Annotated in this window: 26 protein-coding genes, 2 tRNA genes and 1 pseudogene; 12 read left to right on the top strand and 17 right to left on the bottom strand. The window is 39.4% G+C overall.

Going from position 1 to position 25,038, the window contains the following annotated elements; translation table 11 throughout:
- A partial coding sequence (locus IR173_RS04135; protein ID WP_449580072.1) for a hypothetical protein occupies window positions 1-298 on the top strand: 298 nt, incomplete at its 5' end.
- Between the two features lie 204 nt (window positions 299-502).
- On the opposite strand, the gene IR173_RS04130 is transcribed toward IR173_RS04135, so the two are convergent.
- The 16 genes and pseudogenes from IR173_RS04130 to IR173_RS04055 form a co-directional block, all read right to left on the bottom strand.
- On the bottom strand, window positions 503-907 hold the full coding sequence (locus tag IR173_RS04130; protein ID WP_237038396.1) for a hypothetical protein: 405 nt from the start codon (window positions 905-907) through the stop codon (window positions 503-505).
- A gap of 64 nt (window positions 908-971) precedes the next feature.
- Window positions 972-1,403: a hypothetical protein gene (locus tag IR173_RS04125; protein WP_237038395.1), complete on the bottom strand. Its 432-nt coding sequence runs from the start codon at window positions 1,401-1,403 to the stop codon at window positions 972-974.
- A 48-nt stretch (window positions 1,404-1,451) separates the two neighbouring features.
- Window positions 1,452-1,589 (bottom strand): annotated as a pseudogene (locus IR173_RS04120) (PoNe immunity protein domain-containing protein); the annotation flags it as partial.
- Between the two features lie 17 nt (window positions 1,590-1,606).
- A complete protein-coding gene (locus IR173_RS04115; RefSeq protein ID WP_237038393.1) occupies window positions 1,607-2,395 on the bottom strand; it encodes a DUF1266 domain-containing protein in 789 nt (262 codons plus the stop codon).
- 24 nt (window positions 2,396-2,419) lie between these two features.
- A complete protein-coding gene (locus IR173_RS04110) occupies window positions 2,420-2,995 on the bottom strand; it encodes a T6SS immunity protein Tdi1 domain-containing protein (RefSeq protein ID WP_237038392.1) in 576 nt (191 codons plus the stop codon).
- A gap of 70 nt (window positions 2,996-3,065) precedes the next feature.
- Window positions 3,066-3,938 (bottom strand): hypothetical protein, encoded by an 873-nt coding sequence (locus IR173_RS04105; RefSeq protein WP_237038391.1) that lies wholly within the window; start codon window positions 3,936-3,938, stop codon window positions 3,066-3,068.
- A 66-nt stretch (window positions 3,939-4,004) separates the two neighbouring features.
- Window positions 4,005-4,496 carry a DUF2004 domain-containing protein gene (locus IR173_RS04100; RefSeq protein WP_237038390.1) on the bottom strand — a complete coding sequence of 164 codons (492 nt, stop codon included), beginning with the start codon at window positions 4,494-4,496 and terminating at the stop codon, window positions 4,005-4,007.
- A 61-nt stretch (window positions 4,497-4,557) separates the two neighbouring features.
- On the bottom strand, window positions 4,558-5,034 hold the full coding sequence (locus IR173_RS04095) for a hypothetical protein (RefSeq protein ID WP_237038389.1): 477 nt from the start codon (window positions 5,032-5,034) through the stop codon (window positions 4,558-4,560).
- An 80-nt stretch (window positions 5,035-5,114) separates the two neighbouring features.
- Window positions 5,115-5,738 (bottom strand): hypothetical protein, encoded by a 624-nt coding sequence (locus IR173_RS04090; RefSeq protein ID WP_237038388.1) that lies wholly within the window; start codon window positions 5,736-5,738, stop codon window positions 5,115-5,117.
- An 82-nt stretch (window positions 5,739-5,820) separates the two neighbouring features.
- Window positions 5,821-6,615, bottom strand: coding sequence for a hypothetical protein (locus IR173_RS04085; protein ID WP_237038387.1), 795 nt, complete (start codon window positions 6,613-6,615; stop codon window positions 5,821-5,823).
- Window positions 6,616-6,655: 40 nt separating this feature from the next.
- Window positions 6,656-7,084, bottom strand: a complete 429-nt coding sequence (locus tag IR173_RS04080; protein WP_237038386.1) for a hypothetical protein — start codon at window positions 7,082-7,084, stop codon at window positions 6,656-6,658.
- An 86-nt stretch (window positions 7,085-7,170) separates the two neighbouring features.
- On the bottom strand, window positions 7,171-7,728 hold the full coding sequence (locus IR173_RS04075; protein WP_237038385.1) for a hypothetical protein: 558 nt from the start codon (window positions 7,726-7,728) through the stop codon (window positions 7,171-7,173).
- Window positions 7,729-7,793: 65 nt separating this feature from the next.
- A complete protein-coding gene (locus IR173_RS04070) occupies window positions 7,794-8,297 on the bottom strand; it encodes an imm68 putative immunity domain-containing protein (protein ID WP_045899096.1) in 504 nt (167 codons plus the stop codon).
- A 379-nt stretch (window positions 8,298-8,676) separates the two neighbouring features.
- Window positions 8,677-9,780, bottom strand: coding sequence for a tyrosine-type recombinase/integrase (locus tag IR173_RS04065; RefSeq protein ID WP_237038384.1), 1,104 nt, complete (start codon window positions 9,778-9,780; stop codon window positions 8,677-8,679).
- 156 nt (window positions 9,781-9,936) lie between these two features.
- A complete protein-coding gene (locus IR173_RS04060) occupies window positions 9,937-10,557 on the bottom strand; it encodes a TetR/AcrR family transcriptional regulator (protein ID WP_237038383.1) in 621 nt (206 codons plus the stop codon).
- 381 nt (window positions 10,558-10,938) lie between these two features.
- Window positions 10,939-12,687, bottom strand: coding sequence for a helix-turn-helix domain-containing protein (locus IR173_RS04055; protein WP_237038382.1), 1,749 nt, complete (start codon window positions 12,685-12,687; stop codon window positions 10,939-10,941).
- Between the two features lie 238 nt (window positions 12,688-12,925).
- Between IR173_RS04055 and IR173_RS04050 the strand changes: the two genes are divergently transcribed.
- From IR173_RS04050 to IR173_RS04035, 4 genes are all read left to right on the top strand, one after another.
- Window positions 12,926-13,010, top strand: a tRNA-Ser gene (locus IR173_RS04050).
- 50 nt (window positions 13,011-13,060) lie between these two features.
- A tRNA-Ser gene (locus IR173_RS04045) sits at window positions 13,061-13,145 on the top strand.
- A gap of 472 nt (window positions 13,146-13,617) precedes the next feature.
- Window positions 13,618-14,778, top strand: a complete 1,161-nt coding sequence (locus tag IR173_RS04040; RefSeq protein ID WP_237038381.1) for a 6-bladed beta-propeller — start codon at window positions 13,618-13,620, stop codon at window positions 14,776-14,778.
- A gap of 1,055 nt (window positions 14,779-15,833) precedes the next feature.
- Window positions 15,834-16,400 (top strand): DUF4840 domain-containing protein, encoded by a 567-nt coding sequence (locus IR173_RS04035; RefSeq protein WP_237038380.1) that lies wholly within the window; start codon window positions 15,834-15,836, stop codon window positions 16,398-16,400.
- Between the two features lie 68 nt (window positions 16,401-16,468).
- On the opposite strand, the gene IR173_RS04030 is transcribed toward IR173_RS04035, so the two are convergent.
- On the bottom strand, window positions 16,469-17,356 hold the full coding sequence (locus IR173_RS04030) for a helix-turn-helix domain-containing protein (RefSeq protein WP_237038437.1): 888 nt from the start codon (window positions 17,354-17,356) through the stop codon (window positions 16,469-16,471).
- Between the two features lie 233 nt (window positions 17,357-17,589).
- On the opposite strand from IR173_RS04030, the gene IR173_RS04025 reads away from it, so the two are divergent.
- The 7 genes from IR173_RS04025 (at window position 17,590) to IR173_RS03995 (ending at window position 25,008) form a co-directional block, all read left to right on the top strand.
- Window positions 17,590-18,666 (top strand): alpha/beta hydrolase, encoded by a 1,077-nt coding sequence (locus tag IR173_RS04025; protein WP_237038379.1) that lies wholly within the window; start codon window positions 17,590-17,592, stop codon window positions 18,664-18,666.
- Window positions 18,667-18,918: 252 nt separating this feature from the next.
- Window positions 18,919-19,680, top strand: coding sequence for an amidohydrolase (locus IR173_RS04020; RefSeq protein WP_237038378.1), 762 nt, complete (start codon window positions 18,919-18,921; stop codon window positions 19,678-19,680).
- A 47-nt stretch (window positions 19,681-19,727) separates the two neighbouring features.
- The gene (locus IR173_RS04015) at window positions 19,728-21,344 is read left to right on the top strand and encodes a thiamine pyrophosphate-dependent enzyme (protein ID WP_237038377.1); all 1,617 of its coding nucleotides are present in this window, start codon (window positions 19,728-19,730) and stop codon (window positions 21,342-21,344) included.
- Complete coding sequence (locus IR173_RS04010; RefSeq protein ID WP_237038376.1) at window positions 21,341-21,922, top strand: indolepyruvate oxidoreductase subunit beta; 582 nt, start codon at window positions 21,341-21,343, stop codon at window positions 21,920-21,922. Before IR173_RS04015 ends, IR173_RS04010 begins: the two co-directional genes overlap by 4 nt.
- A gap of 6 nt (window positions 21,923-21,928) precedes the next feature.
- Window positions 21,929-23,236 (top strand): aminotransferase class I/II-fold pyridoxal phosphate-dependent enzyme, encoded by a 1,308-nt coding sequence (locus IR173_RS04005; protein WP_237038375.1) that lies wholly within the window; start codon window positions 21,929-21,931, stop codon window positions 23,234-23,236.
- A 39-nt stretch (window positions 23,237-23,275) separates the two neighbouring features.
- The gene (locus IR173_RS04000) at window positions 23,276-24,577 is read left to right on the top strand and encodes a phenylacetate--CoA ligase family protein (RefSeq protein WP_237038374.1); all 1,302 of its coding nucleotides are present in this window, start codon (window positions 23,276-23,278) and stop codon (window positions 24,575-24,577) included.
- 14 nt (window positions 24,578-24,591) lie between these two features.
- On the top strand, window positions 24,592-25,008 hold the full coding sequence (locus IR173_RS03995; protein WP_237038373.1) for an ACT domain-containing protein: 417 nt from the start codon (window positions 24,592-24,594) through the stop codon (window positions 25,006-25,008).
- The last annotated feature ends 30 nt before the right edge of the window (window positions 25,009-25,038 follow it).

Here is a 25,038-nt window from a genome sequence, read left to right as displayed (position 1 = left end):
CCCACGCAGTCAGGGGCTACTATGGAATCTGCTGACTTCTTCCGGCAAATCTTGTTTCAACCACGCCTGTGACGAATACGTGTCCGGAAGACCTCCCCCGTTAAGAGCAGCAACTTTCATCTCATCCATCTGCCGGATTTACAACCGCAAGTTTCGGATAGCTATCGGACTTTGCCTTGACATGCAGACTGGTCCACTTGCGACTGCCTTATATCCGGTTTCTGTTCGTCAGACCGAGAATTTGCCTCCGGCTTCCTTCGGATTCCCCCTCACGGTGGACACCCTTGCTCTTGGCTAACGATTCCCACTATCAGGGCTCGTTCGGGACTTGCACCCTATAGTTACTACACATGCAGGGCAAACATGNCCTTGCTCTTGGCTAACGATTCCCACTATCAGGGCTCGTTCGGGACTTGCACCCTATAGTTACTACACATGCAGGGCAAACATGGCTTGGAAAGAAACACCGTTCAGGGGTTGTCTTTCCTTGTTAATGATATTTCTACTTTCTCAAAGAATTGAACCATTCTTCAACAAATTTTTCTCGTTCAAGTGTATTGGGAAATTCTTTAATATCCACATAATCATATATTATGGCAACGTCTTTTAGCAAAGCAGGCTTTCCCAACGTTAAAAGATATACCTTATCAGAAGTAACCATCATACCGGACTGATGTGCATTTATCATCGCTCCACAACATTTTAATCCTATTCCATTATCCAAAAACATATCACGCAACTTTTGAAATGCGGAAAATTCATCATCTGCATTTACTTTATACAGATGATTGTCCAATAACACCGACATGGTAATCACATCAACAGTGTCTGTGATTGTAATAGGTAATTCAAATTCTGTATTATCTGCAAATCTGATTGCCAAGATATTTTCTTTATCTTCTTCCATTTCAATTATCATTAATGGTTTGATAAGGAACGCCGTTTAGGGGTTATCTTTCCTCGTTATAAACTTATCTTATTCCTTTCAATTCTTCTTTCATTCTTCCTTTTAGATGAAAATAAGCCATCACGCCAAGGGCGTTGAATAATGCGGTTTCATCTTGATTGCGCCCTAATGCATTATAGAATTTTGCAACATTCCGATAAGCTAAAATTAGAAAGATTAAATAAACAACAGCCAAAATCCCTCCACTAAATACAAGCGTACAAATGCCTATCAATGAATTTCTATTGTATGCTTTATACTGTTTTTCAGCTTCATCATAATCATAGTTTGTTAAATAACCAAATTGTTGCAAATCATCTCTGCTCCATCCTCGCTCTCCCAATAAGTTGATAGCATAATCACGAAGTTCATCATCATAGCCATAACGCTTATAATTTTTCACTACGTCTATCAACTTGTCATTATCGAATTTATTTAGAATTTCAAAATCTTCCATACAACTTTATTTATGTTTATAATGGATTAGCGGGAAACGCTGTAAGCGTTATCCTGCGTTATTAACGTCATAATTATTCTCGTTCCAGTGTACCATATCATAAGGATAATACTGCACTTCTTTCAAGCTGCTATCATCCAATCCTAATATTTTCACTAACGCACCACTTTCAAAACTCCAATAGCCGAATGGTTTGAAAAGAGTTACCATTCGATTTTTGTCCACGGGCTTTTCTCGCTCTTCAGCAAATCCTCTGCCATATACATCATGCCGGAGTTGGAGGCGCTTTTGCCACCCCATAAGGCACGCCCGATGATGTAGCTCATCGCAAGGTCGTGCCAAGAAGAAAAGCGGTCGCGCACCATTTCGTAGGCACGGTCTATGTAATCCCACGCTTCGGCTTCAGAGATATATTTCATGTCATAGCAGGCTCGTGCCATGAAGTTAAGGCGTCCGGCATCCCAGCCTGTTACACCGTAGCGCAGCAGGTCTTCCCTACAGGTGATGCAACCGCATTCCAGCAGTTCATCGTAGCATTCTTCGAGATTGTGCAGTTGCTCCACGACTTTGTCGTAATCCTCCTGATTGGTCATGTGTTGTTGAAAAATCCGGTCTTTTGCCTCTTCATTGTCCAGCAGAAAAGTTTGATAAACATAAGGGAAGTAGTAGGCGAATCCTTTCTCACCAAGGTATTCCAATGTCTGCTTGGCATCTTGGGTGTTGCTGATGCCCCACCAATCGGCAAGGATGGTAGGGAGTTTGTCGTTGATGTCCAGCGTCAGTGAGTTGAGGTATGCCCCCTGCTGCAAGGCGTAGAGGGAACCTACAGAAAGTTTCTTGTACTCCGTTTCCGTCAGGTGCGAACGGGGATTGAGGCGTATGCCTTGAAAAAGACGAACGAACTTGCGTACGGCAGGCCATACGCGACGATAAAGATAGTAAACGATAATGATTGGGACGACTACCCAAAGCATCCAATTGAAATCTGTCATAAATATTTTGTTATTAATGGTTTATTATTGATTACTCATCATCTCGAAAAGCAGATGCTGGTGTACCCTCCCATCGCCTTTCTGGATATATTCAATGGATTCGCTTCCTCCAAAAGCTAAAGCCGGAGTAAAAAAGAAGATTTCATTTTCTTTCATGACTCCGCATTTCTCTATCGCCTGCTCAAACAGAGGCTTTTCCAGCAGAGATTCTATGATTTCGTCCTCTGTAATGAAATATACGAACTCTTCAAAACTAAAGGCGCAGGTATTCGTACAGCGATAGTGAATATTTAGGAGGCAGACATCATTTTCAGTGTCCGTCAATTTTCGATAATAGAGAATATTACCAAAACCGGTAATCATGATAGGGATTCTTGCAGGGTTCTCTCCGCCAAGCCATAAATACAGGTTAGGCATATAATCGTTAGGATCGATTACTTTCAACAAACCGTTACCATAGTTTCCAAAGCCGTATGCTTTCCAAAAATCCAGCCATTCTGCGGGTAGCCAGTCTTTAAACTGGTTTAGAATCTCTTTTGTTGGTTTTCTTAGCTCTCCTGCCGGAGAAAACTTCTGTAAAAAATCATTGAATTGTTCCATAATATATTCTTTTAAGTGTTGTTAGTAATGGTTTGGTGAGGTACAGCGTTTAGCTATTATCTCGACCTTGTTAGCTATTTTTCCATTTCATTAAAACTTCTCCCAAATCTATTTTTAATAGATTGCAATCATACTCTATTTTCTTTTTCTTCAATTTATCAGAAACATATTGTATATAATAAAAAAAATCATCTACGATTACTTTCTTCTGTTCCAATAGTGGTAATTCTCCAAAACTACGGCTAAAATGGCGTTCAACTTTTATATGATATACTCCGTCTTGGTTTACCAAATGTCCCCACTTATATTTAGGACGAATATAGTATCGCCCTTCAAAGCCTATCGGAATTTCATTTTCAGAATGGAAGTATTCATACCGAACGGTTCTATTTTCGTCATCGTGATGACTAAAACACATAGACAAGCCTATATAGGACAAACTATCACCGTATTCTTCTGGTCGCAATTCATGTATGACCAAATCTTTTAGCTCATTAAGACTTTCATACAAAGGTTGAACGGATTTCTGATAGTTTCCTGATTTCTGCCATCTAATTGGAGATTTAGGCAATAAGTTTCGTTGTGTCTGAAATTTATATCCAGCATAATAGGTTAGGTCATTGCCATTTTCTAAAACATAGGAATCTTTTAATTTACTCCAACCTTGTTCATCTTTGATTTCAAAATATTGGTTCATCAACGAAGTATAGTATCTACCATTTATCCAGCACTTAGCCTTTGCTTCCAAAGGTTCTCTATTACCCCAACCAACAATCTTTAGAGATTCACATATTCTTACAAGTTCATTCCATTCCTTGATATTAGAATAATGGCACAACTTATCAAACTCATTAATAAGCCTGCTTCTTGTCGTTTCTTTATCTTGTTTACTCAAATAAACAGATAATTCTTCAAGACTTTCTATGTTATAAATTTCAGTCATATTCTTATAGCTAATGGTTTGCAGCTTGCCGCCGTTAGGCGGAACAGGTGCATGTTAGTCGCCTATTTAACTTTCCCAAGTAACATCTAATATTTTTCCTTTATTGTCTGTATGTACTACGACAATTTCATCTGAATTTTCATTATCTATCATGTAATCCCAAACAGCATAGTGATTATCACCGGGATAAAAAGTGATGCGTTCCACTCTCTGTATCAACAAGGATAGAAACTGTTCTTCTTTTGTTTTTGTCGAATCGGCATTTGGCAACAAGTCATCAATAGCATCCCATTCATCAAGATGCCAACGAACATATTCATTCGTTGTACCACCATTTTCATAATCCTTTAATATAGATTTATCTATTTCTGTTTTGTATTTAAGAAGATTGGAAAGATAATTTTCTAGTTCTGCTGACCAATCCTTGGGATTGCCTTCATAATTACAGAAATCCAAATCCAATTCGACATCCTTGTTGCTAAGAGTTACATGACCTTCAAAATAGTCTTCTTCTTTATTATCTACTTTACCGAAATAAGTAATATTCTTCTTGCTCATATTCTTTTGCTTTTAGTTAATTAATTGCGACTAATGTTAAGCGGGCAACGGTGTTTAAGCGTTAGCCAGCTTCGTTAGACACACTTATTTCTTTATCATATTGACCGCTAAATAGCTTTTCTATACCATTGAATATATCGCCATCACTGGCATAATAATATAGCTTGGTGTCACCTACAACCCACACATTTTCTTGTTCATCTAACAAAACTACATCTGCATATTGTGTAATATCTCCTAAAACTAACATTTTACTCACGTTGCAATTTGCAACACACTCATTAATGAAACGAGTAGAGATATTTGCAATATGCTTGTAACAGAGATAAAAATAATAATGAAAATTATCCCTGTCTTTTCTAATTTTAGTGTTATAGAAAACTGATAGTTTCTCAACTAAAGTGTCAGTGAGAGGATAATCACATTTACTATACATCTTTCTAATTTTATTCACATAGCTATCTTTGGATAGCTCATAATTGAACTCATCCCAATGATTAGCTTTTAATACTTTTAATATATTCTTTGGTATATCCATGATTTATTGTTTAAAGCTGCGTCTAATGGTTTGGTGAGGAACAGCGTTTAGCTGTTATCTCGACCTTGTTAGCTACGTTATTATTGTTTCAATTTTCGTTTTACAATATCTATAAATTCCTCTTTAGTCATGAACTTGTTTAGGAAGCCTTCTAATGCTCCCTCATTAGTAACATCAGTGAAAAATACCTCATGGTCTGTACTCCAAACAATAGGATTCTCTGGATTGAGGTCTGATAAACAGATGTAATAATGATTGGGGTAAGCATCTGTGTAAAGTAATTCAACAAAGGCAGGAGTGGCACAATTTGAATACTGAATGATTTCTTCCAACTCTGCATCATCTGAAAACCAATCATTCCATTCTTCAAAATCTTGTGTCCCTTTTTGAAACGGAGTGAAAGGTTTGGCTACCCAAAATAATTGCCTACGAGGTTCTTTGTCCAATGTATAGTAGGAATCAACCATTTTCTTATAAAATGTATCTTTGTCAGAATTGAACAATTCCATATTCTCATCCACCCAATCGCCCAAACCTTCAATCGGTTCTGTATCTTCGGCAGAATGCCAAGGTGTATCTTTCGGCTTTCTATACAAAGCAGTGTTGAAAGTTATAGCGCACAAGTCTCTTTGTAAAGACACTCCTTTTACATTGGCAACATTACCGCCTAATTGTTTAATTCGATTTACAATTTCCTTTTTCATGACATTCATTTTTCTTTGTTTGTAGCTAATGGTTTGGTGAGGACCAGCATTTAGCTGTTATCTCGACCTTGTTAGCAAAATATTATACCCATTCTAATATTGGGTTAGGTCTATGAACAAGATACTGTTTATTACCCGGAATTGAAAATGTTATTCCTGTAATGCGATTTCGTTCAAGTTCCTCTTTTAGTTTGTCAGATATATAAATCATCCATGAAAAGTAGGGTATTTGAAACAAATCCATTGAAAAATCAAAAGAACAATTAAAATATATCTTATCAACTCGTTCAAAACTCCAATACTCCTCGGATAAAGTAGCTATTTGGTTCTGATTTTTTTCTCTTAGCTTTGCTGTTTCAGATAACTTATTTATCATTTCCGATATAGTTTTGTTATGTATAGGAAAATTCTCTACATCTTTTCTATCTCTGACTAAGAGATATTCTCCTGCATTTGTTTTTATCCGAATATTAGATTTTTCATAATCAATCATTCCTAATATATCATTTTGAATATAGGTAAAGTCATAATGTAGAGCGTAATAGTTGGCATCTACCTTATTCCTTTTTTTAGGTATATAAACATCTACATTAAAAAACCGATGTTCGGGTAAAGAACAAAGTTCTATGATATTTTTGACCTTTTCGGATATACATAAACGCTCTACCGGACTTAAAATAAAGTCATTCAGCCTATTAAATTCCACATCATCATAAATCCTAATTTCAAGTTTTAAGTCGGGAATTTGTTCAGGATATGCACCGTTTTCTTTGATATATTCTCTCAAAGAGAATTTTGGCTGCTTTTTCCAATAGTTCTTTGTAAACTCCGCAGAACTTGTGTCCTCTACTTCTAATACATAGTATCCTTTGTTCATAGACTTTCTGTTTTTGCTAATGTGTTTCAGCTAACAGCGTTTAGCTGTTAAGGTGACTGTTACCAATATTTTGTTTTGGGAGATAATATAAGCTATCAACTTTGTTCTCCGAGAAATACAACTCTATGTTGCCAATTTTTACAGAATCATTTTGTATAATGTTCATCTTAAAATTATCTACTATAACATCTATGTGTTTTCCGAAAATGGATATATCATCAATAAATTCAATATTGATATTTTGCTTTTCTCTATTTATTTCGTTTTCTTCAACCATTATATATTGACATACATTATTTGCTTTATCAAAAGAGAACTCAATTTTATATTCAAGTGAGTAAGCCACCATAAGATAATGATGTTTTGTTTCAAACAAATCATCAGATATATTTTTGATAACATCAATATTTATCAATTCTTTAACTATACTTTTATCCGAAAACAACTCCGATGTCTTTATCTTATACATAACTTATATTGTTTTGTAATTCGTTATTGGTAATGGTTTGGTGAGGAACAGCGTTTAGCTGTTGGCTCGACCTTGTTAATAATAAGTTACCCAAAGAAGAAATCAATAAATCCCTTTGCTAACTCTTCTCCTTTCTTATTTAAGAAACTCTCAATATCTTCTAAATACTCTTTTGAATATTCTTCATCATCTGTATAGACATTCCCTATTCCATATTTTGATTTTTCTATACTTATGCAGAAATTCATTATATCAAAGAACTCTGTAAGTGTATGCCCTAATAAAAAGAATAAGCTTTTATCAATACATCCATATACATGGCTCGTTTCTGTATCGTAAAATATTGCATCTTCATTCAAGCCACCGAAAACAATCCAATTAGCTTTCCAATGTTCATTATCCGGCAGTCGATTACTTCCAATATAGTACCAACCATTTTGCATTTGTTTTAATTGTTTTCGAGGATATATAAAGAAACTGATAGAATAGCCTATTTCAACCCAACTATCAAAATTGAAAATATGATATAAGCTATCCAGTTCATTCTTACATGGACTAATATCCATACAGTCTGATTCAAAAGAGTTATCATTCTGATTTAGAAGATGGATTGTTTGATTAAGGGTATTTACCAAAGTTTCCATATCATATAATTATTATTAATGGGATGCAGCTTGCCGCCGTTAGGTGGCACAGGTGCTTGTTATCGCTACATTTGGCTAATGCAATTGGTTAATATACCGCTAATCTCCTTACAGTCGCCAACTAATTCTTCCAATTCGCTTTCATCCATAAAATCTGCTAATTCATATTCTTGTGGGGCATTTATAAATTTGTTCAGACCACTTAGAAGTAGCATTGCATCATCTTTTGATGTAGAAATAGAAAAGAAATTAGAATATTTGCTATTAGGGTCTAATTCTTTTATATCAACCTTTCCATTTTTTATACTTTCCAGTAAAATGGCAGACAAGTCTATTATTACATCAATAGCCATATCGAAATGCGGTTCGTAAGACTCATTTATGCTAAAATAAACATCTCCTCCATTCACCGAGTTTTCTTTTAATAAGGTATTCAAATGAATATCGGATAATATTTTGCTTAACTCTAAGTTGCTTTGTTTCTGACTTCCGAAATAGTCCAGCAATAGAAAGGTATCATCGCATCCACCGACATAATTGCCCCACCATTTTTTAATGTAAAGTTCCATATTCAATATTTTTTAGTTTGTAATTTATTTAGCGATAATGTCAAGCGGGGAACGCTGTTCAAGCGTTATCACGCTTTGTTATCCATATGTTTATGCCGTTGTTTCCCATTCACGTAGAATAAAGTGATTATTTGTTTCTATAAAGTCATAGGTTAAACTCCAATCTTCCTCATATTTATANTGAGTTTCCACAAGGTTCAAGAAATCATCAACGCTGATTACACAAGTTCGATTGCAATAATAATATATAATAAATACTTCTCGTGTAGGAATTACATATTCTTTGTTCTTTATTTTATTCATATATTGAACTATTTATGGATAATGTATTCAATAACCACACCTTATGGTGTAGTTCCTAATCTCTAATATCCACACCTCACGAATCATCCAGTGTATCAAGTGGATTGGGTATGCTTGATTTATGGGCACTCGTTACATGAAGATATATACTTGTTGTCTTAATGTCATTGTGCCCCAGCAACTCCTGTATGGTTCTTAGATCAGTACCTTGTTCCTGTAAATGGGTAGCGAAAGAGTGACGGAGCATGTGTACATGTACCCGATGTTTGATACCTGCATGTTCGGCAGCTTCTTTCAGTATTTTCACCAATGCACTTGCCGAATATTGCTCACCGGAAGTATCACCCTCAAACAGCCATTTCTTCGGACGGTACTCTTTGTAATATGTTCGTAGCTCATTCAATACTTTTTCCGATAACAATGAATAACGGCACTTTTTCCCTTTACCCATTATGCGTACTAATATCCGTTCGCTAATGATGTCTTTCGGGGTAAGGTTCAGCAGTTCGCTTCTTCTTAGTCCGGCAGAATATATCAGCGAAATCATGCAATGATGTTTCAAGTTAGGCAAACAGGAGAGGATACGGCTTATCTCATTACGGCTAAGCACTTCGGGCAGTGTCTTGTACTCTTTGGCACGTGTAATTCCGCCGTAATATTGCCGCTTGCCACCTTTTACTTTCTCGTAGTAGAACTTGATAGCGTTAATGCGCATATTCTGTTGTGACACGGAGATTTTTTTCTCATTTACCAAATAAAGTATATAGTGATTGATGTCCGCCACTTTCAGACGGTCGATGTTACGCCCTTTGTGATACTCCATGAAATCACTGAAATAAATCCTGTAAGTCTTGATTGTCGAGGGACTGTAAGGTTTCTGTTCCAGTAATTCTAAATAGCCTTTCGGCAGCACGTATTCACGTTGGGGGTTAGGATGACGAACATATACCCAGCTGTAATCAATATAAGCGTGGGGAGAGTAACGAGTGTAGAACTCCGAAAGCCGGAAAGCGGATGCTTGTATGTATGCACTTCCGTTCCCGATTGTTTTAATTCCTTTGTCTTGCGAAAGTAGCAAGGCAATAGTCTGATTATCGGCATATTTTATCCGTATATAATCCTGACCGTCTATATTTTGTTTTGTCAGTACGATACTTCCCCGTTGTTTGCTTGCATCCATGTAGGGCTTGTTTTATAACGTTACAACTGTCATTCAACGAATAATGCTGCCAAAGTTATAAAACAATTCCGAATAAAGTGAACGAACGTTTCCTTTATTATCTTTTTTTGCACAGATAATCGATCATTCAGGGAATATACGTCAGACGAGTGTCGTTTAGCGTTTCAACAAGGAGTAAACGGCATGTAAATGTTTGGAGAGTTTTTCGGTGTTCAGTCCACCCAGAAAAGACATTTCAAAGGAAAGCCCCATGTAAACCTGCCGGAACATGACTACCGCATCCTCCACATCCACATCCTCTCTTAGTTCTCCGGTAGCTATGGCACGTTGTATAGCAGCACGCCAGTAAGCATAATCAACCTCTACAAGATTACGGAGTTTTTCTTTTGCATCAGGATCGTATTGGAGCAGTTGAAACAGAAAATGAAAATATTGGGCATGGTATGTGAACTTTCCTTGCGCTACCTTGTCCCGGTCTGCACCTATCAGGTCGCCCAACATATCCATTGTCCGTTGTACGCCACGCACATATTCGTCTATAAATTCGGCAAACGTACTGTTCGTTTCAGTGAATTTGTTTCGTGGGTTTTGCGTGCTGAACCAAAACCTGTCCACCACAGCAATGAACAATTCCTGCTTGTTCTTGTAGTATTTGAATATTCCGGCTTTCGACATTCCGAGCATCTTGCCAAGTTCCGCAAAACTAGCTTTCTCATAGTTCACGGACATAAACAGCTTGAACGCAGCTATCAGTAATTCATCACGGGTAATTTTCATATTACGGCAGTCTTTTACATTTAGGCTACGAAGATACATTTTTTCGTTCACATTCCCAAAGCGAAGAAAACAAACTCTTCCTCTTCAAACCTACCCAACCGCCCATCCCCAACCATTCCCAGCATGCACCCCTCATTTTCATTCCATCCGTTCCCCCTCAAAAATCCCCCTAATAAAAAATTTCCTTATTTCTTTCCTGTTTTCAGTCCAATTTTGTACATTTATACCAAGTTATCAGAGCAGAGCGAAGAAACGCAAAGCCCCCCGCACCGTTACTAATTCGTTACCTGCTACCTAACTTTCTACTCTTTACGTCTTGACAATTAGTTAATTAAACATTTTCTGCAGTTTTTAGATGAAAAATCAGGGACGTATGGTGACTTATTGTTGCTTTTGTAATTCCAGTACTTTATTACGATATTGAGAAGGAGTCATTCCTACCGCTGACTGGAAAAGGTTGTAGAAAGTGGAAATGGAGTTGAACCCTAAATCGGCAGAGATTGCTTTTAACGGAGTGTCGTTTTGGGGATTGGACAATAGGCGGATGGCTTCTTCGATACGGAAACTGTTTACATAGTGAGTAAAGGACTGTTTGGACTGCTCATTGATAATACGGGAAAGATAAGTGCGGTTTGTGCCTAATAAATCAGCTATTTTATCTTTTGTGATACTGTTGTCTTTGTAAATTTTATCTTCACGCATAACTCGTTCTAAAGCCCTGAAGAGTTCCAAACTTTTCTCATTGGTAAGTGACGAACCTGCATATTTTTCGGGAGCATTACCCGGCTTTCCGTTTTGCTCCAGCTCTTTGATGCGGCGGTTCAGTTCTGTTTCTCTTTTGATGGCTTCCTGATTCTGCTTGACGATACTTACATAAAGTTTGTTTTTGCGTCGGTAGAGATAATACAGCAAGCCCAATACAATAAAGATAATGATAAGGATAAACGTCTGCTGTTGGATGCGTTGCTCTTTCTGTATTACATCCAACTTGCTTTGTTTTATCATGTTCTCTTGGCGTTCGGTGTCATATTTGAATCTCATTTCGCTCAAATCTCTTTCCTTATCCTTATTAAAAAGACTGTCATTCTCCAAGCGGAATACCTTATAGTATTTTAGTGCATTATGATACTGATGAAGTTGTTCGTAACAGGTCGAGAGAGTTTCGTAAAGTGCATTACGGTGAATTGCATTTGCTCGTGCATACGAAATTGCCAATCCTTGTTTTAGTAGCAGGATAGCTTCTTCATATTTCTTTTCCTTCATCAAAACACGGGCATATCCCAAATGGGCATAGACAATGGAAGAAGTTTGTGCAGCCTGTTTATCTTTCATTGCTTTTTTATAGTATTCGATGGCTTGGGCATATTCTCCCGAATCACACAGGATATTTCCGAAAAGATTATAAGTGTGTGCCTGGTCGTAAAAATCATTTTCCAGCATTAACGCTTCTGCCTCATGGATGTATTTTATGGCTTCTTCATTTTGATGCATCAAGAAATAGAGATAAGCGGCATTGATTGCTCCGGTATAAATAATATAAGGGTCATTGAGCCTATGCCCGAGTTCATACGATTCTAACGCATATTTGATGCCGGCTTTATCTTTTTTCAGATAATAGATATTAGCTAAATTAGCCAATAGGAGGGCGTATTGCTTTTGATACTTATTTTGTTGTGCTAACGTGATGCCCTTATATAGCCATTGGATGGCACGATAATAATCCGTATCGATATTGGCAGCATACAGTCCCAAATTGCCATACACTGAGCATAGAAGAGAATCATTGTGAAGTTTGGTTGCCAGTTCCAAAGCCATATTCAAATTCTTTTTGGCTACCTTTTCCCTTCCACTCATCATTTGTGCTTGTCCCTGAAAAAGATAGGAATATAGATGGAGCGATGGATTTTTACTCTTATCCGCTATGTTTTTCATATATTCGGCGTAAGTAATTGTTTTGGAGAACTCTCCTTTATTGAGGTAATATTGGCATAAAAATTTGAGTGCATTACTGTTCTCCGGTTCTTTTTTGATAATTTCCAGTTGTTTTTCGACAATAAGAGGCTTCTTCTGCGCTTTTGCGCAAAAGGGTATCCAGAGGAAAAGCACTAAAAGGAAAAATTTTATTTTCATGCGTTTTTTCTATTGTAGATGCAAATGTACATGATAATTTTTAGATTTTCATTCCACATTGTCTCTTTCTTATGATAATTTGTGAGGAGGGAGAGGAGGCAAAAGATGGTATGTAAATGGTGTGAAGAGAAAAAATATGGAGATTTTTATTTTTTTTCTCCTAAAAGTATTGCAGTTCTAAAATAAAACTGTACCTTTGCACCGCTTTCAGGAAGAAAGTACTTCTCAAAGGAGTTTTGGAGAGGTGGCAGAGTGGTCGATTGCGGCGGTCTTGAAAACCGTTGTACTGCGAGGTACCCGGGGTTCGAATCCCTGTCTCTCCGCNGTACCTTTGCACCGCTTTCAGGAAGAAAGTACTTCTCAAAGGAGTTTTGGAGAGGTGGCAGAGTGGTCGATTGCGGCGGTCTTGAAAACCGTTGTACTGCGAGGTACCCGGGGTTCGAATCCCTGTCTCTCCGCGAAAAAGGGGTGTAAATCAAGTGATTACGTGATTTACACCCTTTTTCTATATCCAAAAATGTAAACTTCAGATAGTGTGTTTATGGGGTCAAGTCAAAAAATATGTGGGTATAATATTTGAGAAACATTGAAAGTCTGCAATGCTAAAAACATACATCCTTCCAAAGTATTATAAATCAAGTACATCAGACGAACACCTGATTGGACGTCAGCATTGTAACTCAGAGGTCATGCTTATCACCCACAGGGTTTTCAGATTAACCCTGTTTATGGAATGTTCAGGCTGATACATCTTCTTTAAAGTTTGGTCGCTTCAAAGAAAGATACAATTGGGTTGATACCGAAACTTCTTTAGAAAAAGATTTCAGGTATCTTTAAACAGGCTCTAAAACAAGTCTTAAAGAAATGCATGTAATTAAAGAAAATGTTGATAGTTTGTTTATAAACGAACTTTTAATAAAATGTAAGATTATGAAACTCGTTTGTTATTTGATGTTTTTTTTATTCTTTGGAATAACCTCTTGTACTAGTAAAGAGGAACTGAAATACGGAACAATAGATGTTATAAACCTTAAATTATATCAGAAAGAAAATATAATACGACTGTCAGAAATAGCAGATTCTATTCATTATATTTCACTAGAAACATTAGACTCTTGCTTGATTGGAGCTATCGATAAAATACTACGGACTGATAATAGTGATATAATTGTAGTAGATAAGGATGTGGCTTCTTCTATTTTTGTATTTAATGATGAAGGGCGTTTTAAATGTCGCATCGGTACACGAGGACCAGGTATGGCGGAATATATTAAAATAGAAGATGTGACTTATGGATATGGATTTATTTATGTATGGGATAGCGCACAAAAGAAAGTCTTGAAATATTCAGAGAATGGTGACTTTCTAGATTCTTATAAGTTTGACTATACAGCTTATTCGTTATGTTGTATAAATGAAAATCTGTTATCGTTTTGCTGTGATTATACTCCAAACTATTCATTATATAAGGATAAGAAATATCCAAGCGTGATATATTTCAATACAGTAGAGAATGAAATTGCTGGATATTTATATTTTAATGAAGATGTGAACAACTTGGCTTATACGTCCACACTAAATAACTTGTATGACAAGAATTTATATTTGCCATTAAATGATACTATTTATAGACTAGATGCAGATTTAATATCGGCAAAATGCCTTTTGAAATATGATGATAAATATTTGTTATATAAAAATGAGTACATAGAACGCAGTTATACTGAACGAATGACCGTAAATGATGCCGAAGAAGCCTGTAATGAAGGAAAATTCCCTCAATTGATAACATATTTTTCATGTGATAATGTGCATTTATTATTCATGCGTATGAATGGTTTTCTTTATTCCGGTTTTTATTATCCTGATACGAAAGAATACAAAGAGGCATCTTCTTTTGGGAAAATTCCTATAGAGAATGATATAGATAAAAGTTTTTTGTTTTCTCCGCGATGTGTTGAAGGAAATAAAGCTTATTGTGTTATAGAACCTTCTGAAATACCGGAAAATAATAATTTACCCATACATGTTGGGATTGATGAAAACCCTGTTTTAGCTGAAATCTATATGAAGTATGGAAATAAAAAATAGAAGAACTAATATTGATATTAGAAAAAATGAGAAATGCTTCAACAACTATTGAAACATTAAGCTTAGAATGGTATGACGGAGCCTGACACAATGACATATACATGCAGGCTTATGCATACGTACATGCAGGCTTATGCATACGTACGTGTAGGCTTATGCATACGTACGTGTAGGCTTATGCGTATATACGTGTGGACCGATGCGTATATATGTGCAGGCTTATGCCACCGTATGTGTGACCGATGCGTGCGCATTTAAAAATAGGCAGCCCACACAGAGTGTGGCTAAAAGACCTTGATGTTTTCAAAAAAGCTCGGTATGTTTTCTAAAAACATCAGCATCTTTTTTAAAAAGCTCGGCATGTTTTTCATGTAAGAGCAGATAGGATTACCCTTCCCTCACTAATCCGGTCATTCCTTTTTCTCCGTTCATCCTTACATTTGAATTAAAACATGCGGAGAATCAGTCGGTTAAGAATGACAGGACATCCCTTCATCCTCGTTTCAGCCGTGCTGCCCAAGTCCTTTCAAATCTGCCTTCAATTAGTCAATCAAAAACAGGAGTACACATTAAGTACACAAAGAATACACAAGCGCATATTAGGTACACAAGGAGTACACATTAAGTACACAAAGAGTACACAGGTATGCATTAGGTACACAAAGAGTACACAAAGAGTACACAAGGAGTACACAAGGAGTACACATTTAGTACACATTGCCTTACGGATGAAAGGAGGCTGAAAGGGTGATGACGAGCTGTCTATTCACTACCGGAACGCCCACCAACAGGACGTTTCAATGGCTGATGAAAGGAAGAAACGGCTCTTCGGACAAGGGTACAGAGCGGTGAGGCTGTGACTTTTTATGTGGCAGACAGCATTGCCAGATACATTTGCGCCAATAGAAAAATGAGCGTGTATCAAGAAAATGCAAAATGCGAATAAAAAAATTGCTTTTTATTCGTCGACTAAAAAATATTTGTGTAGTTTTGCTTTAAACGATAAAGGCATATGTACGTGCTTGCGAGTAACATAACTAATTAATCAATTTGATATGAAGACAAAAGGACTGTTAAGGATAGTAGTATTATTCTGTTGTGTGATAGGATTTGCCGGATGTAATGACGATGAATCAGGCTTTTCATCTGCCGAGATTCAACAAGCGCTTTTCGACATGAAAGGCACGTACAAGGGTACGGTGGAAGTTTCATATTATAGAGGTAAGGAAATTGAAGCCTTTTCCGATAGAATAGCTGTGTCAAGAGATTCTTTAATATTAAAATTGCCTTTATCGCCTATTGCAGAGATGATTAAAGATGAGGATATATCACGGCATTTCAGGGAAATAGGTGAGGTTGAAGTAAAGGCAGGATATGAATTTCTTCAGATGGATCAAGGCAGTATGAATTTTGTCTTGCATCCTAAAAATGTAGTCATCTTAGGCGGATATGGCGCTCCATCGTCAGTGAGGATAGAATTCTCTCAACATTTTGGAGGTGATGCAGAAATATATAGCCAGTTTATGATGTTTAATATTTCACCGACAGAATTGTGGATAGGCAATGAAAAATCAGAAGATTTTTCGCAGCTTGTTTATCATTTCAGCGGTAGTTATGAATGAGCGGGGATTGCTTTCGCACAGAATCTCCATGAATAGAAGGTTTCATCTTTTTTTAAGACTCAGGTCTTTTAGTTTTGTGAGTGCCGATAGTCATTCGGTGTACAGCCTGTCACCTTTTTAAAGATGAAACTAAAATATTGTACGTTGGGGTAGCCCAGCTGCTTGGCTACAGCAATGGGGCTATTGTCGTCTTTCAGTAATAATTGCTTGGCTTTTTCCAGTTGCTTGAATTGAATGTATTCTTCCCATGTCTTGCCTGTTTCGAATTTCAGCAGATCGTTAAAATAGGCTGCCGAGAGATGGAGCTTTTCTGCAATATGGTGAGGAATGGGGAGTTTGCCGCTTTGCAGTCTGCCGGAAGCCATGCAGTCGTCGAGTATCTTTTCTGTTGCTTCTAAAATAGCTTTGTTCTTGTTTTCCCTTGTAATGAACTGACGTTCGTAGTAGCGTGTGCAATAGTCTAGAAAGAGTTCAATGTGCCTTGAGAGGATGGTGCTGCTGTGTGCGTCAATCGGATGGTGTAACTCATCCTCTATATTTTCGAGGCAACAGGTTATCTTTGATGTTTCGCGTTGGGAGAGATGGAGTGCTTCTTCTTTCCGGTATTGGAAAAAAGTATAGTTCTTGATATGGCTTTTCAGTGAGGTCTGAGACAGTAAGTCGGGATGAAAGGCCAGCAGATATCCTTTATCGGGGAGTGTGTTGTCCTCACTCATGCGAAATATTTCGCCGGGAGTGAGGAATACCATTGTGGCATTGGAATAGTCGTAATACTTACGGCCGCAGCAACAACAGTCGTCGGGACATTCCTCAATGAGCAGGATGGCATAGAATTCAAACTTCACGGCTTCCTGTTCCAGATTGGGATTTTCCAGATTGATGATGCTTACTTGCGGGTGCCATGTCTTGCAACCTAAGTTCCGATTGCATTCATGTACAGTCTTGAGGTCTAAAATCTTTTTCATTTTCCGGCTTCTGTTTTCTTACTCGACAAAAGTAAAGAATCATCCGGACTTCCTCATTACCCTGATTACTGATTATACAACCTGAGTTACGGATTATAATGAGTAATGCCGGAACTCATAGGCAAGGAACTGTAATTGAGGTTGGAACATCCGTAATTGAGGTACAATGGGATATGGTGGAAACCGTTACCTTTGCTGTTGTGAAAATTAATAGTGAAAACAGTATGAGAAAGTCATTAAGAAGTTTATGTGCGGCAACGGCGATAAGTCTTTGTGCCATGGGAAACCTGTTTGCGGTAGACAATAATCATTCTAACAGTGTTTATATGATAGAGAAAAAACAAAGTTTGGTTCAGGAGTGGGACAAAGTATTCCCACAGAGTGACAAGGTGCGTCACACGAAAGTGACTTTTCGTAATCGTTACGGCATTACCCTGGCTGCCGATATGTACATTCCCCGGGATGCTGAGGGAAAGTTGCCGGCCATTGCCGTAAGCGGTCCTTTCGGTGCAGTGAAGGAACAGGCTTCGGGGTTATATGCGCAGGCTTTGGCGGAGCGTGGTTTTCTGACCATTGCCTTCGATCCTTCGTACACCGGAGAAAGTGATGGCGAGCCCCGCTATGTGGCTTCGCCCGATATTAATACGGAAGATTTTTGTGCAGCAGTCGATTTCCTTTCCATACGTGATGATGTAGATGCAGAGCGTATTGGTATTCTCGGTATTTGCGGATGGGGTGGCATGGCGCTCAATGCAGCAGCTGTCGACACCCGCATCAAGGCAACTGTTACTGCAACCATGTATGACATGAGCCGTGTGAATGCCAATGGTTATTTTGACTCAATGAATGCCGATGCACGTTACGAATTGCGTAAGCAGCTCAATGCCCAGCGCACGGAAGATGCGAGGAACGGTTCGTATGCTTTGGCCGGAGGAGTGGTGGATCCGTTGCCTGCGGATGCTCCCCAATTCGTGAAAGATTATTACGGTTATTACAAGACGGAACGCGGTTATCACAAGCGTTCGCTTAATTCTAACAATGGGTGGAACAAGACTTCCTCACTCTCATTCATCAATATGCCTATACTTTCGTATAGTGATGAGATTCGGAGTGCTGTGTTGATGATTCATGGAGAAAAAGCCCATTCGCGTTATTTCAGTGAAGATGCTTTCAAGAAGTTGAAAGGCGGGAACAAGGAATTGTTAATCATTCCCGGTGCCAATCACGTGGATTTGTATGATAATCTGAATGTAATTCCGTTTGACAAGATAGAACGGTTTTTCCGTGAATATCTTAAATGATAAACATTGGCCGGCCAGTAGCAGGGGGTAGGTGGAATCACCTTTCCTGTGTCCGGTCGGCTAATAAAAGATTGTTTTACTGGTTCAATAGTCTGATATTGATAACCTGTCTGCCTTCAATGGGTATGAGTGGATAGTCTCTTTTATTTCCAAATATAAGAAAAATGTGCTATAAAGGAAATAGTTGGTGATAAAATGTTTGTCATCTTATTATAATTGTTACCTTTGTGGGTCTTATAATTATGGAAAACCATGAAAATAACAATTCTACAAAGAAATATAGAATGGGCGAATCCTCAAGTAAATATAGAACGGGCTGATGAGGCTGTCAATCGCTTGCCGGATGCTGACTTGTTTGTTTTGCCCGAAATGTTCTCCACCGGTTTTTGTACTAAGCCAGAGGGCGTGGCCGAGAGCGCCGACAGTGAGACATTGCACTGGATGCAACGTAAAGCGGCCGAACGCAATTGTGCTATTGCCGGAAGTGTGGCAGTGCAGGAAAATGGAAAATATTATAACCGTTTCTATTTTGTACATCCCGATGGAACGGTGCAGCATTATGATAAAAAGCATTTATTCACTTATGGGGGAGAGGATAAGCAGTTTACTGCCGGTACCGAAAGGGTTGTGGTACACTATCGGGGCGTGCGTATTCTGCTGGAAGTATGTTACGACCTCCGTTTCCCAGTGTGGTCTCGTAATTTAGGCGACTATGATATGATACTTTATGTAGCTAGTTGGCCTACCCCCCGTGTAGATGCATGGAGTGCATTGCTCCGTGCCCGTGCCATAGAGAACCAATGTTATGTGGCAGGAGTCAATCGGATGGGAACTGACCCGGCTTGCGAATATTCGGGCGGAAGTGCTATTATAGATCCGTATGGAAAAACGATGGCCGAATGTCCCTGGAGCTGCGAAAGCGAAGCCACTGCAGAGATAGATATGGAGAAATTGGCAGCATTTCGTGAGAAATTTCCGGTGCTGGATGATGCCGATTCTTTTAGCTTGCTATAAAAGAAGAACGGATGAAATCGAATAATAACTAATAATATAAATAGATAATGACAGAAAAGAGATTATTGTTGGGCGATGAAGCGATTGCCTTGGGAGCGATACATGCCGGAATATCGGGTGTGTATGCTTATCCGGGAACACCGTCTACAGAGATTACGGAATTTATACAAAATGATAAGCTGGCACAGGAAAGAAAACTGCATAGCACTTGGTGTACGAATGAAAAGACTGCAATGGAGGCTGCCTTGGGGATGTCTTATGCAGGCAAGCGTGCTTTGGTATGCATGAAACATGTAGGTATGAATGTGGCTGCCGATGCTTTTGTCAATTCAGCGATTACAGGGGTAAATGGCGGACTGGTGGTGTTGGCTGCTGATGATCCGTCCATGCATTCTTCACAAAATGAACAGGACTCCCGTTTCTATGGAAAGTTTGCAATGCTTCCCATTCTGGAACCGTCAAATCAGCAAGAGGCTTATGACATGATGAACTATGCCTATATGCTTTCGGAAAGGTTGAAGTTACCGGTATTGATGCGTGTCGTCACTCGTTTGGCACACTCACGCTCCAGTGTGGAAGTGGCAGGAATCCGGGAAGAGAATCAACTGAATCCCGACTGTGAACGTACTCATTGGGTATTGTTGCCGGCTATTGCACGCAATCAATATGCTGCTTTGATAAAGAAACAGGAACGGTTGGATGGGGCTTCAAAGATGTCGTCATACAATGGTTTGGAAGGTTTTAATCCGCAAGGTGATTATAAGTATGGTATTATTGCCTGCGGTATCGGATATAATTATGTGAAGGAGAATATAGCGGACGATGGCTCTGTTCCTGTATTGAAAGTATCACAATATCCTTTACCGGCAGATATGATTCAGGAGATGGCGGATCATTGCGAATATATTTTGGTTGTGGAAGACGGGCAGCCTTTCGTCGAAGAACAGGTGAAAGCTTTTCTTGGTTGCGATTATCCTGTGAAAGGCCGTTTGACCGGTGACCTTCCCCGTACAGGCGAATTGACTCCCGACAATGTGGGCAATGCTGTCGGTTGGGTTACCCAATGTTCTTTTGTTACTCCACAGGTGGTGATGCCCCGTCCTCCGGCTTTGTGTCAGGGTTGCGGTCACCGTGATGTGTACGATGCATTGAATAAGGTTGCTGCCGAATATCCCGGTGCACGTATTTTCGGTGATATCGGTTGTTATACTTTGGGTGCATTGCCTCCATTCCGTGCTATCGACAGTTGTGTGGATATGGGTGCTTCTATTACAATGGCAAAAGGTGCTGCGGATGCAGGTGTCTTTCCCGCTATTTCCGTTATCGGCGACTCTACCTTTACTCATTCGGGTATGACCGGATTGTTGGATGCCGTCAATGATAAAGCGAATATTACGGTTATTATTTCTGATAACCTGACCACAGCCATGACCGGTGGACAGGATTCGGCAGGTACAAATAAGTTTGAAGCCATTTGCCTGGGATTGGGGGTAGAGCCTGAGCATGTACGCGTGGTGGTTCCGTTGCCTAAGAACATGGAGGAAATAACCCGCATCATCCGCGAAGAAATAGAATATAAAGGAGTATCTGTTATCATTCCGCGCCGTGAATGTGTGCAGACTTTAAATCGTAAATTGAGACAGAAAAGAGTAGAAAAGGCATGAGAAAAGATATTATACTTTCAGGGGTAGGAGGACAAGGTATCCTCACTATCGCTACTATTATAGGAGAAGCCGCAACTGTTGCAGGGCTTAACTTGAAGCAAGCCGAAGTGCACGGCATGAGTCAGCGTGGAGGTGATGTACAGTCTAATCTCCGTCTTTCGGACGAATCACTCCACTCAGATCTCATCTCATTGGGAAAAGCGGATTTGATTATTTCCATGGAGCCTATGGAGGCTTTGCGCTATCTGCCTTATCTGGAAAAAGAGGGATGGGTGGTTACTTCGGCAAATTTGTTTAAGAATATTCCCAATTACCCCGATGAGGAGGAGCTGATGAGAACACTGAATACTCTTCCGCGTGTAGTCCAACTGGAAATAGAAGATATAGCGAAGGAAAATAATATGCCGAAATGTGCGAATGTCATCTTGTTGGGTATGGCTGCTAAATTTATTGAAATTCTGTCACCTGAACAACTGCGTGAAAGCATTGGCCGGGTGTTTGCTTCTAAAGGTGAGAAAATCGTGGAAATGAATAAGCAGGCTTTTGATATAGGTTTGAAAGCAGTGAAGAACTGGTAAGATGCTATGAAGATATTTAGTGAAGAATTGGTAGAGAGAGCTGTGTCGGAACTGCATATTGCCGACCTCTCACAGGCAACCATCGGTGATGTATTGTTGGTTGCCCAATATCTGGAAAAGGAAACCGGTATTCCTTTTATTCGAATGGATCAGGGATCTCCGGGGCTTCCTGCCAATCAAATAGGCATCGAAGCCGAAAAAGCGGCACTTGACAGAGGAGTCGGTTCACAATATCCGGCTGCTGCGGGTGTGGCAGAGTTGAAGAATGAAGCTTCCCGCTTTGTAAAGGCATTTATGAATGTGGATGTTTCTCCGCGTGCCTGTGTACCGACTACGGGCTCGGTTGCAGGTTCTTTTGGCTCGTTTATTGCTTGTACGCAGCGCATTCCCGGTAAAAACAAGGTTTTGTTTATCGATCCCGGATTTCCGATTCAGAAATCCCAGCTTCGCATTATAGGAGTACAATGGGAAGAGTTTGATGTTTACGATTATCGGGGGGCCGCTTTGCATGATAAACTGGAAAGTATGTTGAGCACAGGCGAAATAGCCGCTATTGTATATTCCAATCCGAATAATCCGGCATGGATTTGTTTGGAAGAGGAAGAATTGGCCATTATCGGTGAACTGGCAACTCAATATGATGTGGTTGTGATGGAGGACTTAGCTTATTTCTGCATGGATTTCCGTCGTGATTTGGGACATCCGTTTGAACCGCCTTATCCTCCTACGGTAGCACGTTATACGGATAATTATATTTTAATGTTGTCTTCTTCCAAGATTTTCAGTTATGCAGGCCAGCGCATGGCATTGACATGCATTAGTGATAAGTTGTTTGACTGTCAGTATCCGGCATTGGCAGAACGCTATAAAGATGCAGGTGTCTTCGGGCCTACTTTGATAGCTTCCATTCTTTATATGATAACTTCGGGTTGCACGGCATCCACTCAATATGCTTATGCAGAGATGCTCCGCCTGTCTACCGAAGGTAAGATTAATTTTGTGGAGGATACTCGTGAGTATGCTCGTCGTGCCGAACGCATGAAGAAGATATTTACCGACAACGGTTTCCACATTGTTTATGATTATGATGCGACTCAGGTGGTTGGAGACGGATTTTTCTTCACTATCGGTTATGGCAAGATGAAAGGTGGCGAGTTGCTGCGTGAATTGTTGTATTATGGTGTGAGTAGTATTTCGCTTTCGACTACCGGAAGTGAGCAGGAAGGTGTGCGGGCTTGTACTTCAAGAATGAGAGAAGAACTGTATCCTGTCATGGAAGAACGTATGAAGGCTTTCCATGAAGATCATCCATGATATATGAAAGAATGACATAAATAAAATCAATCTATTACTATGATTTGGAACAACAATAAAGAATGTATGAGCCGGGATGAGATGCATGCGCTTCAAAGCAAGCGCTTGCAGAAATTGGTAGCGCTGGTCTATCATAATGTCCCGTTCTATCGTAATAAAATGCAGGAAATGGATTTGTCTCCCGATGATATCCGTAGCATTGATGATATCGTGAAACTTCCTTTTACTACCAAACAGGATTTGCGGGACAATTATCCTTATGGGCTTCAGGCGGCTCCTGCCTCTGAAATAGTGCGTGTGCATGCCTCTTCGGGCACTACAGGAAATCCTACCATTGTGGGCTATACGCGTCGTGACTTATCTGTGTGGTCGGAAGTAATGTCTCGTTGTCTTGCCGCTTATGGGGTGACTCGGGAAGATACGTTCTCGGTGAGCTATGGTTATGGCTTGTTTACCGGTGGTTTGGGTGCTCATTATGGTGTGGAAAATTTAGGTGCGACGGTTATTCCGGCATCTACGGGAAATACTGAGAAACATGTGCGTCTGATTCGTGATTTAGGCATAACCGGTATTGCTTGTACTCCGTCATACGCTCTTTATCTGGCGGAAACGGTGGAACGCATGGGACTTACTAAAGATGATATAAAACTGCGTATCGGTGCTTTTGGTGCAGAACCTTGGACCGACAATATGCGCAGGGAAATTGAGGAACGGTTGGGCTTGAAAGGTTATAATCTGTATGGATTGAGCGAAATTATGGGGCCGGGCGTTTCTTTCGAATGTCAGGAACAAAATGGCTCACATATTAATGAAGATCATTTCTATCCTGAAATTATTAACCCTGAAACATTGGAGCAACTTCCTAACGGACAGCAAGGTGAGTTGGTATTCACTACGCTTACCAAAGAAGGAATGCCGTTACTGCGTTACCGCACAAAAGATTTATGTTCGTTGATGGAGGGTACTTGTGCCTGTGGCCGTACCAGTGTTCGCATGAGCCGCATCATGGGACGTAGTGATGATATGCTGATTATTCGTGGTATCAATGTATTTCCCTCACAAGTGGAAAGTGTTATATTGGGAATGCCCGAATTTGAACCTCAATATATGTTGGTGGTTGACAGGCAAAACAACCTTGATATCCTTCAGGTTCAGGTTGAGGTTCGTCGTGACTTCTTCTCAGATGATTTAGGCCGTATGCTTGCTATGAAAAAGACATTGAGTGACAAATTGAAGAGCGTGCTTTCTATCAGTGCGGATATTAAACTGATGGAGCCGAACAGCATCAGCCGTAGCGAAGGAAAGAGCAAACACGTGATAGATAAACGAGTATTAAAATAAAAACCTTACGCAATATGACAATTAAGCAATTATCTGTTTTTTTGGAAAATAAAACCGGAAGAATTAATGATGTAGCAAAGACATTGGCGAAGTATGACATTAATATGCACGCGTTCAGCATGGCTGAATCGACTGATTTTGGAATTCTTCGTCTGATTGTTTCTGATGTCGATAAAGCAGTGGAAGCGCTCCGTGCTGAAAATTTTGCTGTAATGCTGACCGATGTGGTATGTATCAGTTGCCCGAATGTGGCAGGTTCTTTGTCGGCAATTCTGGAATGTCTGGCTGTCGAACAAATTTTTATTGAATATATGTATGCTTTCGCTCAGGGCGATACGGCAAACGTGGTCATACGTCCTAATGACTTGAAGAAATGTGTACAGGTATTGGAGAAATGTCAATGTGATATTCTGAATAAAAACAGTCTGTAAGATTTTCGTTTATTCGTTATGGTATAGAAA

The sequence above is a fragment of the Phocaeicola faecalis genome, from assembly GCF_021730445.1.
Classification (GTDB): Bacteria; Bacteroidota; Bacteroidia; order Bacteroidales; family Bacteroidaceae; genus Phocaeicola; species Phocaeicola faecalis.
This window is presented reverse-complemented; position numbering and strand designations above follow the sequence as displayed.

What these genes read in the sequence shown, in the direction of transcription:
- IR173_RS04095 (WP_237038389.1), bottom strand. Translation starts at nt 5,034, where the DNA reads ATGGATATACCAAAGAATATATTAAAAGTATTAAAAGCTAATCATTGG.
- IR173_RS04125 (WP_237038395.1), bottom strand. Translation starts at nt 1,403, where the DNA reads ATGGAAGATTTTGAAATTCTAAATAAATTCGATAATGACAAGTTGATA.
- IR173_RS04070 (WP_045899096.1), bottom strand. Translation starts at nt 8,297, where the DNA reads ATGGAACTTTACATTAAAAAATGGTGGGGCAATTATGTCGGTGGATGC.
- IR173_RS04130 (WP_237038396.1), bottom strand. Translation starts at nt 907, where the DNA reads ATGGAAGAAGATAAAGAAAATATCTTGGCAATCAGATTTGCAGATAAT.
- IR173_RS04015 (WP_237038377.1), top strand. Translation starts at nt 19,728, where the DNA reads ATGACAGAAAAGAGATTATTGTTGGGCGATGAAGCGATTGCCTTGGGA.
- IR173_RS04080 (WP_237038386.1), bottom strand. Translation starts at nt 7,084, where the DNA reads ATGTATAAGATAAAGACATCGGAGTTGTTTTCGGATAAAAGTATAGTT.
- IR173_RS04025 (WP_237038379.1), top strand. Translation starts at nt 17,590, where the DNA reads ATGAGAAAGTCATTAAGAAGTTTATGTGCGGCAACGGCGATAAGTCTT.
- IR173_RS04065 (WP_237038384.1), bottom strand. Translation starts at nt 9,780, where the DNA reads ATGGATGCAAGCAAACAACGGGGAAGTATCGTACTGACAAAACAAAAT.
- IR173_RS04100 (WP_237038390.1), bottom strand. Translation starts at nt 4,496, where the DNA reads ATGAGCAAGAAGAATATTACTTATTTCGGTAAAGTAGATAATAAAGAA.
- IR173_RS04010 (WP_237038376.1), top strand. Translation starts at nt 21,341, where the DNA reads ATGAGAAAAGATATTATACTTTCAGGGGTAGGAGGACAAGGTATCCTC.
- IR173_RS04090 (WP_237038388.1), bottom strand. Translation starts at nt 5,738, where the DNA reads ATGAAAAAGGAAATTGTAAATCGAATTAAACAATTAGGCGGTAATGTT.
- IR173_RS04105 (WP_237038391.1), bottom strand. Translation starts at nt 3,938, where the DNA reads ATGACTGAAATTTATAACATAGAAAGTCTTGAAGAATTATCTGTTTAT.
- IR173_RS04110 (WP_237038392.1), bottom strand. Translation starts at nt 2,995, where the DNA reads ATGGAACAATTCAATGATTTTTTACAGAAGTTTTCTCCGGCAGGAGAG.
- IR173_RS04005 (WP_237038375.1), top strand. Translation starts at nt 21,929, where the DNA reads ATGAAGATATTTAGTGAAGAATTGGTAGAGAGAGCTGTGTCGGAACTG.
- IR173_RS04060 (WP_237038383.1), bottom strand. Translation starts at nt 10,557, where the DNA reads ATGAAAATTACCCGTGATGAATTACTGATAGCTGCGTTCAAGCTGTTT.
- IR173_RS04000 (WP_237038374.1), top strand. Translation starts at nt 23,276, where the DNA reads ATGATTTGGAACAACAATAAAGAATGTATGAGCCGGGATGAGATGCAT.
- IR173_RS04055 (WP_237038382.1), bottom strand. Translation starts at nt 12,687, where the DNA reads ATGAAAATAAAATTTTTCCTTTTAGTGCTTTTCCTCTGGATACCCTTT.
- IR173_RS04020 (WP_237038378.1), top strand. Translation starts at nt 18,919, where the DNA reads ATGAAAATAACAATTCTACAAAGAAATATAGAATGGGCGAATCCTCAA.
- IR173_RS04085 (WP_237038387.1), bottom strand. Translation starts at nt 6,615, where the DNA reads ATGAACAAAGGATACTATGTATTAGAAGTAGAGGACACAAGTTCTGCG.
- IR173_RS03995 (WP_237038373.1), top strand. Translation starts at nt 24,592, where the DNA reads ATGACAATTAAGCAATTATCTGTTTTTTTGGAAAATAAAACCGGAAGA.
- IR173_RS04040 (WP_237038381.1), top strand. Translation starts at nt 13,618, where the DNA reads ATGAAACTCGTTTGTTATTTGATGTTTTTTTTATTCTTTGGAATAACC.
- IR173_RS04035 (WP_237038380.1), top strand. Translation starts at nt 15,834, where the DNA reads ATGAAGACAAAAGGACTGTTAAGGATAGTAGTATTATTCTGTTGTGTG.
- IR173_RS04075 (WP_237038385.1), bottom strand. Translation starts at nt 7,728, where the DNA reads ATGGAAACTTTGGTAAATACCCTTAATCAAACAATCCATCTTCTAAAT.
- IR173_RS04115 (WP_237038393.1), bottom strand. Translation starts at nt 2,395, where the DNA reads ATGACAGATTTCAATTGGATGCTTTGGGTAGTCGTCCCAATCATTATC.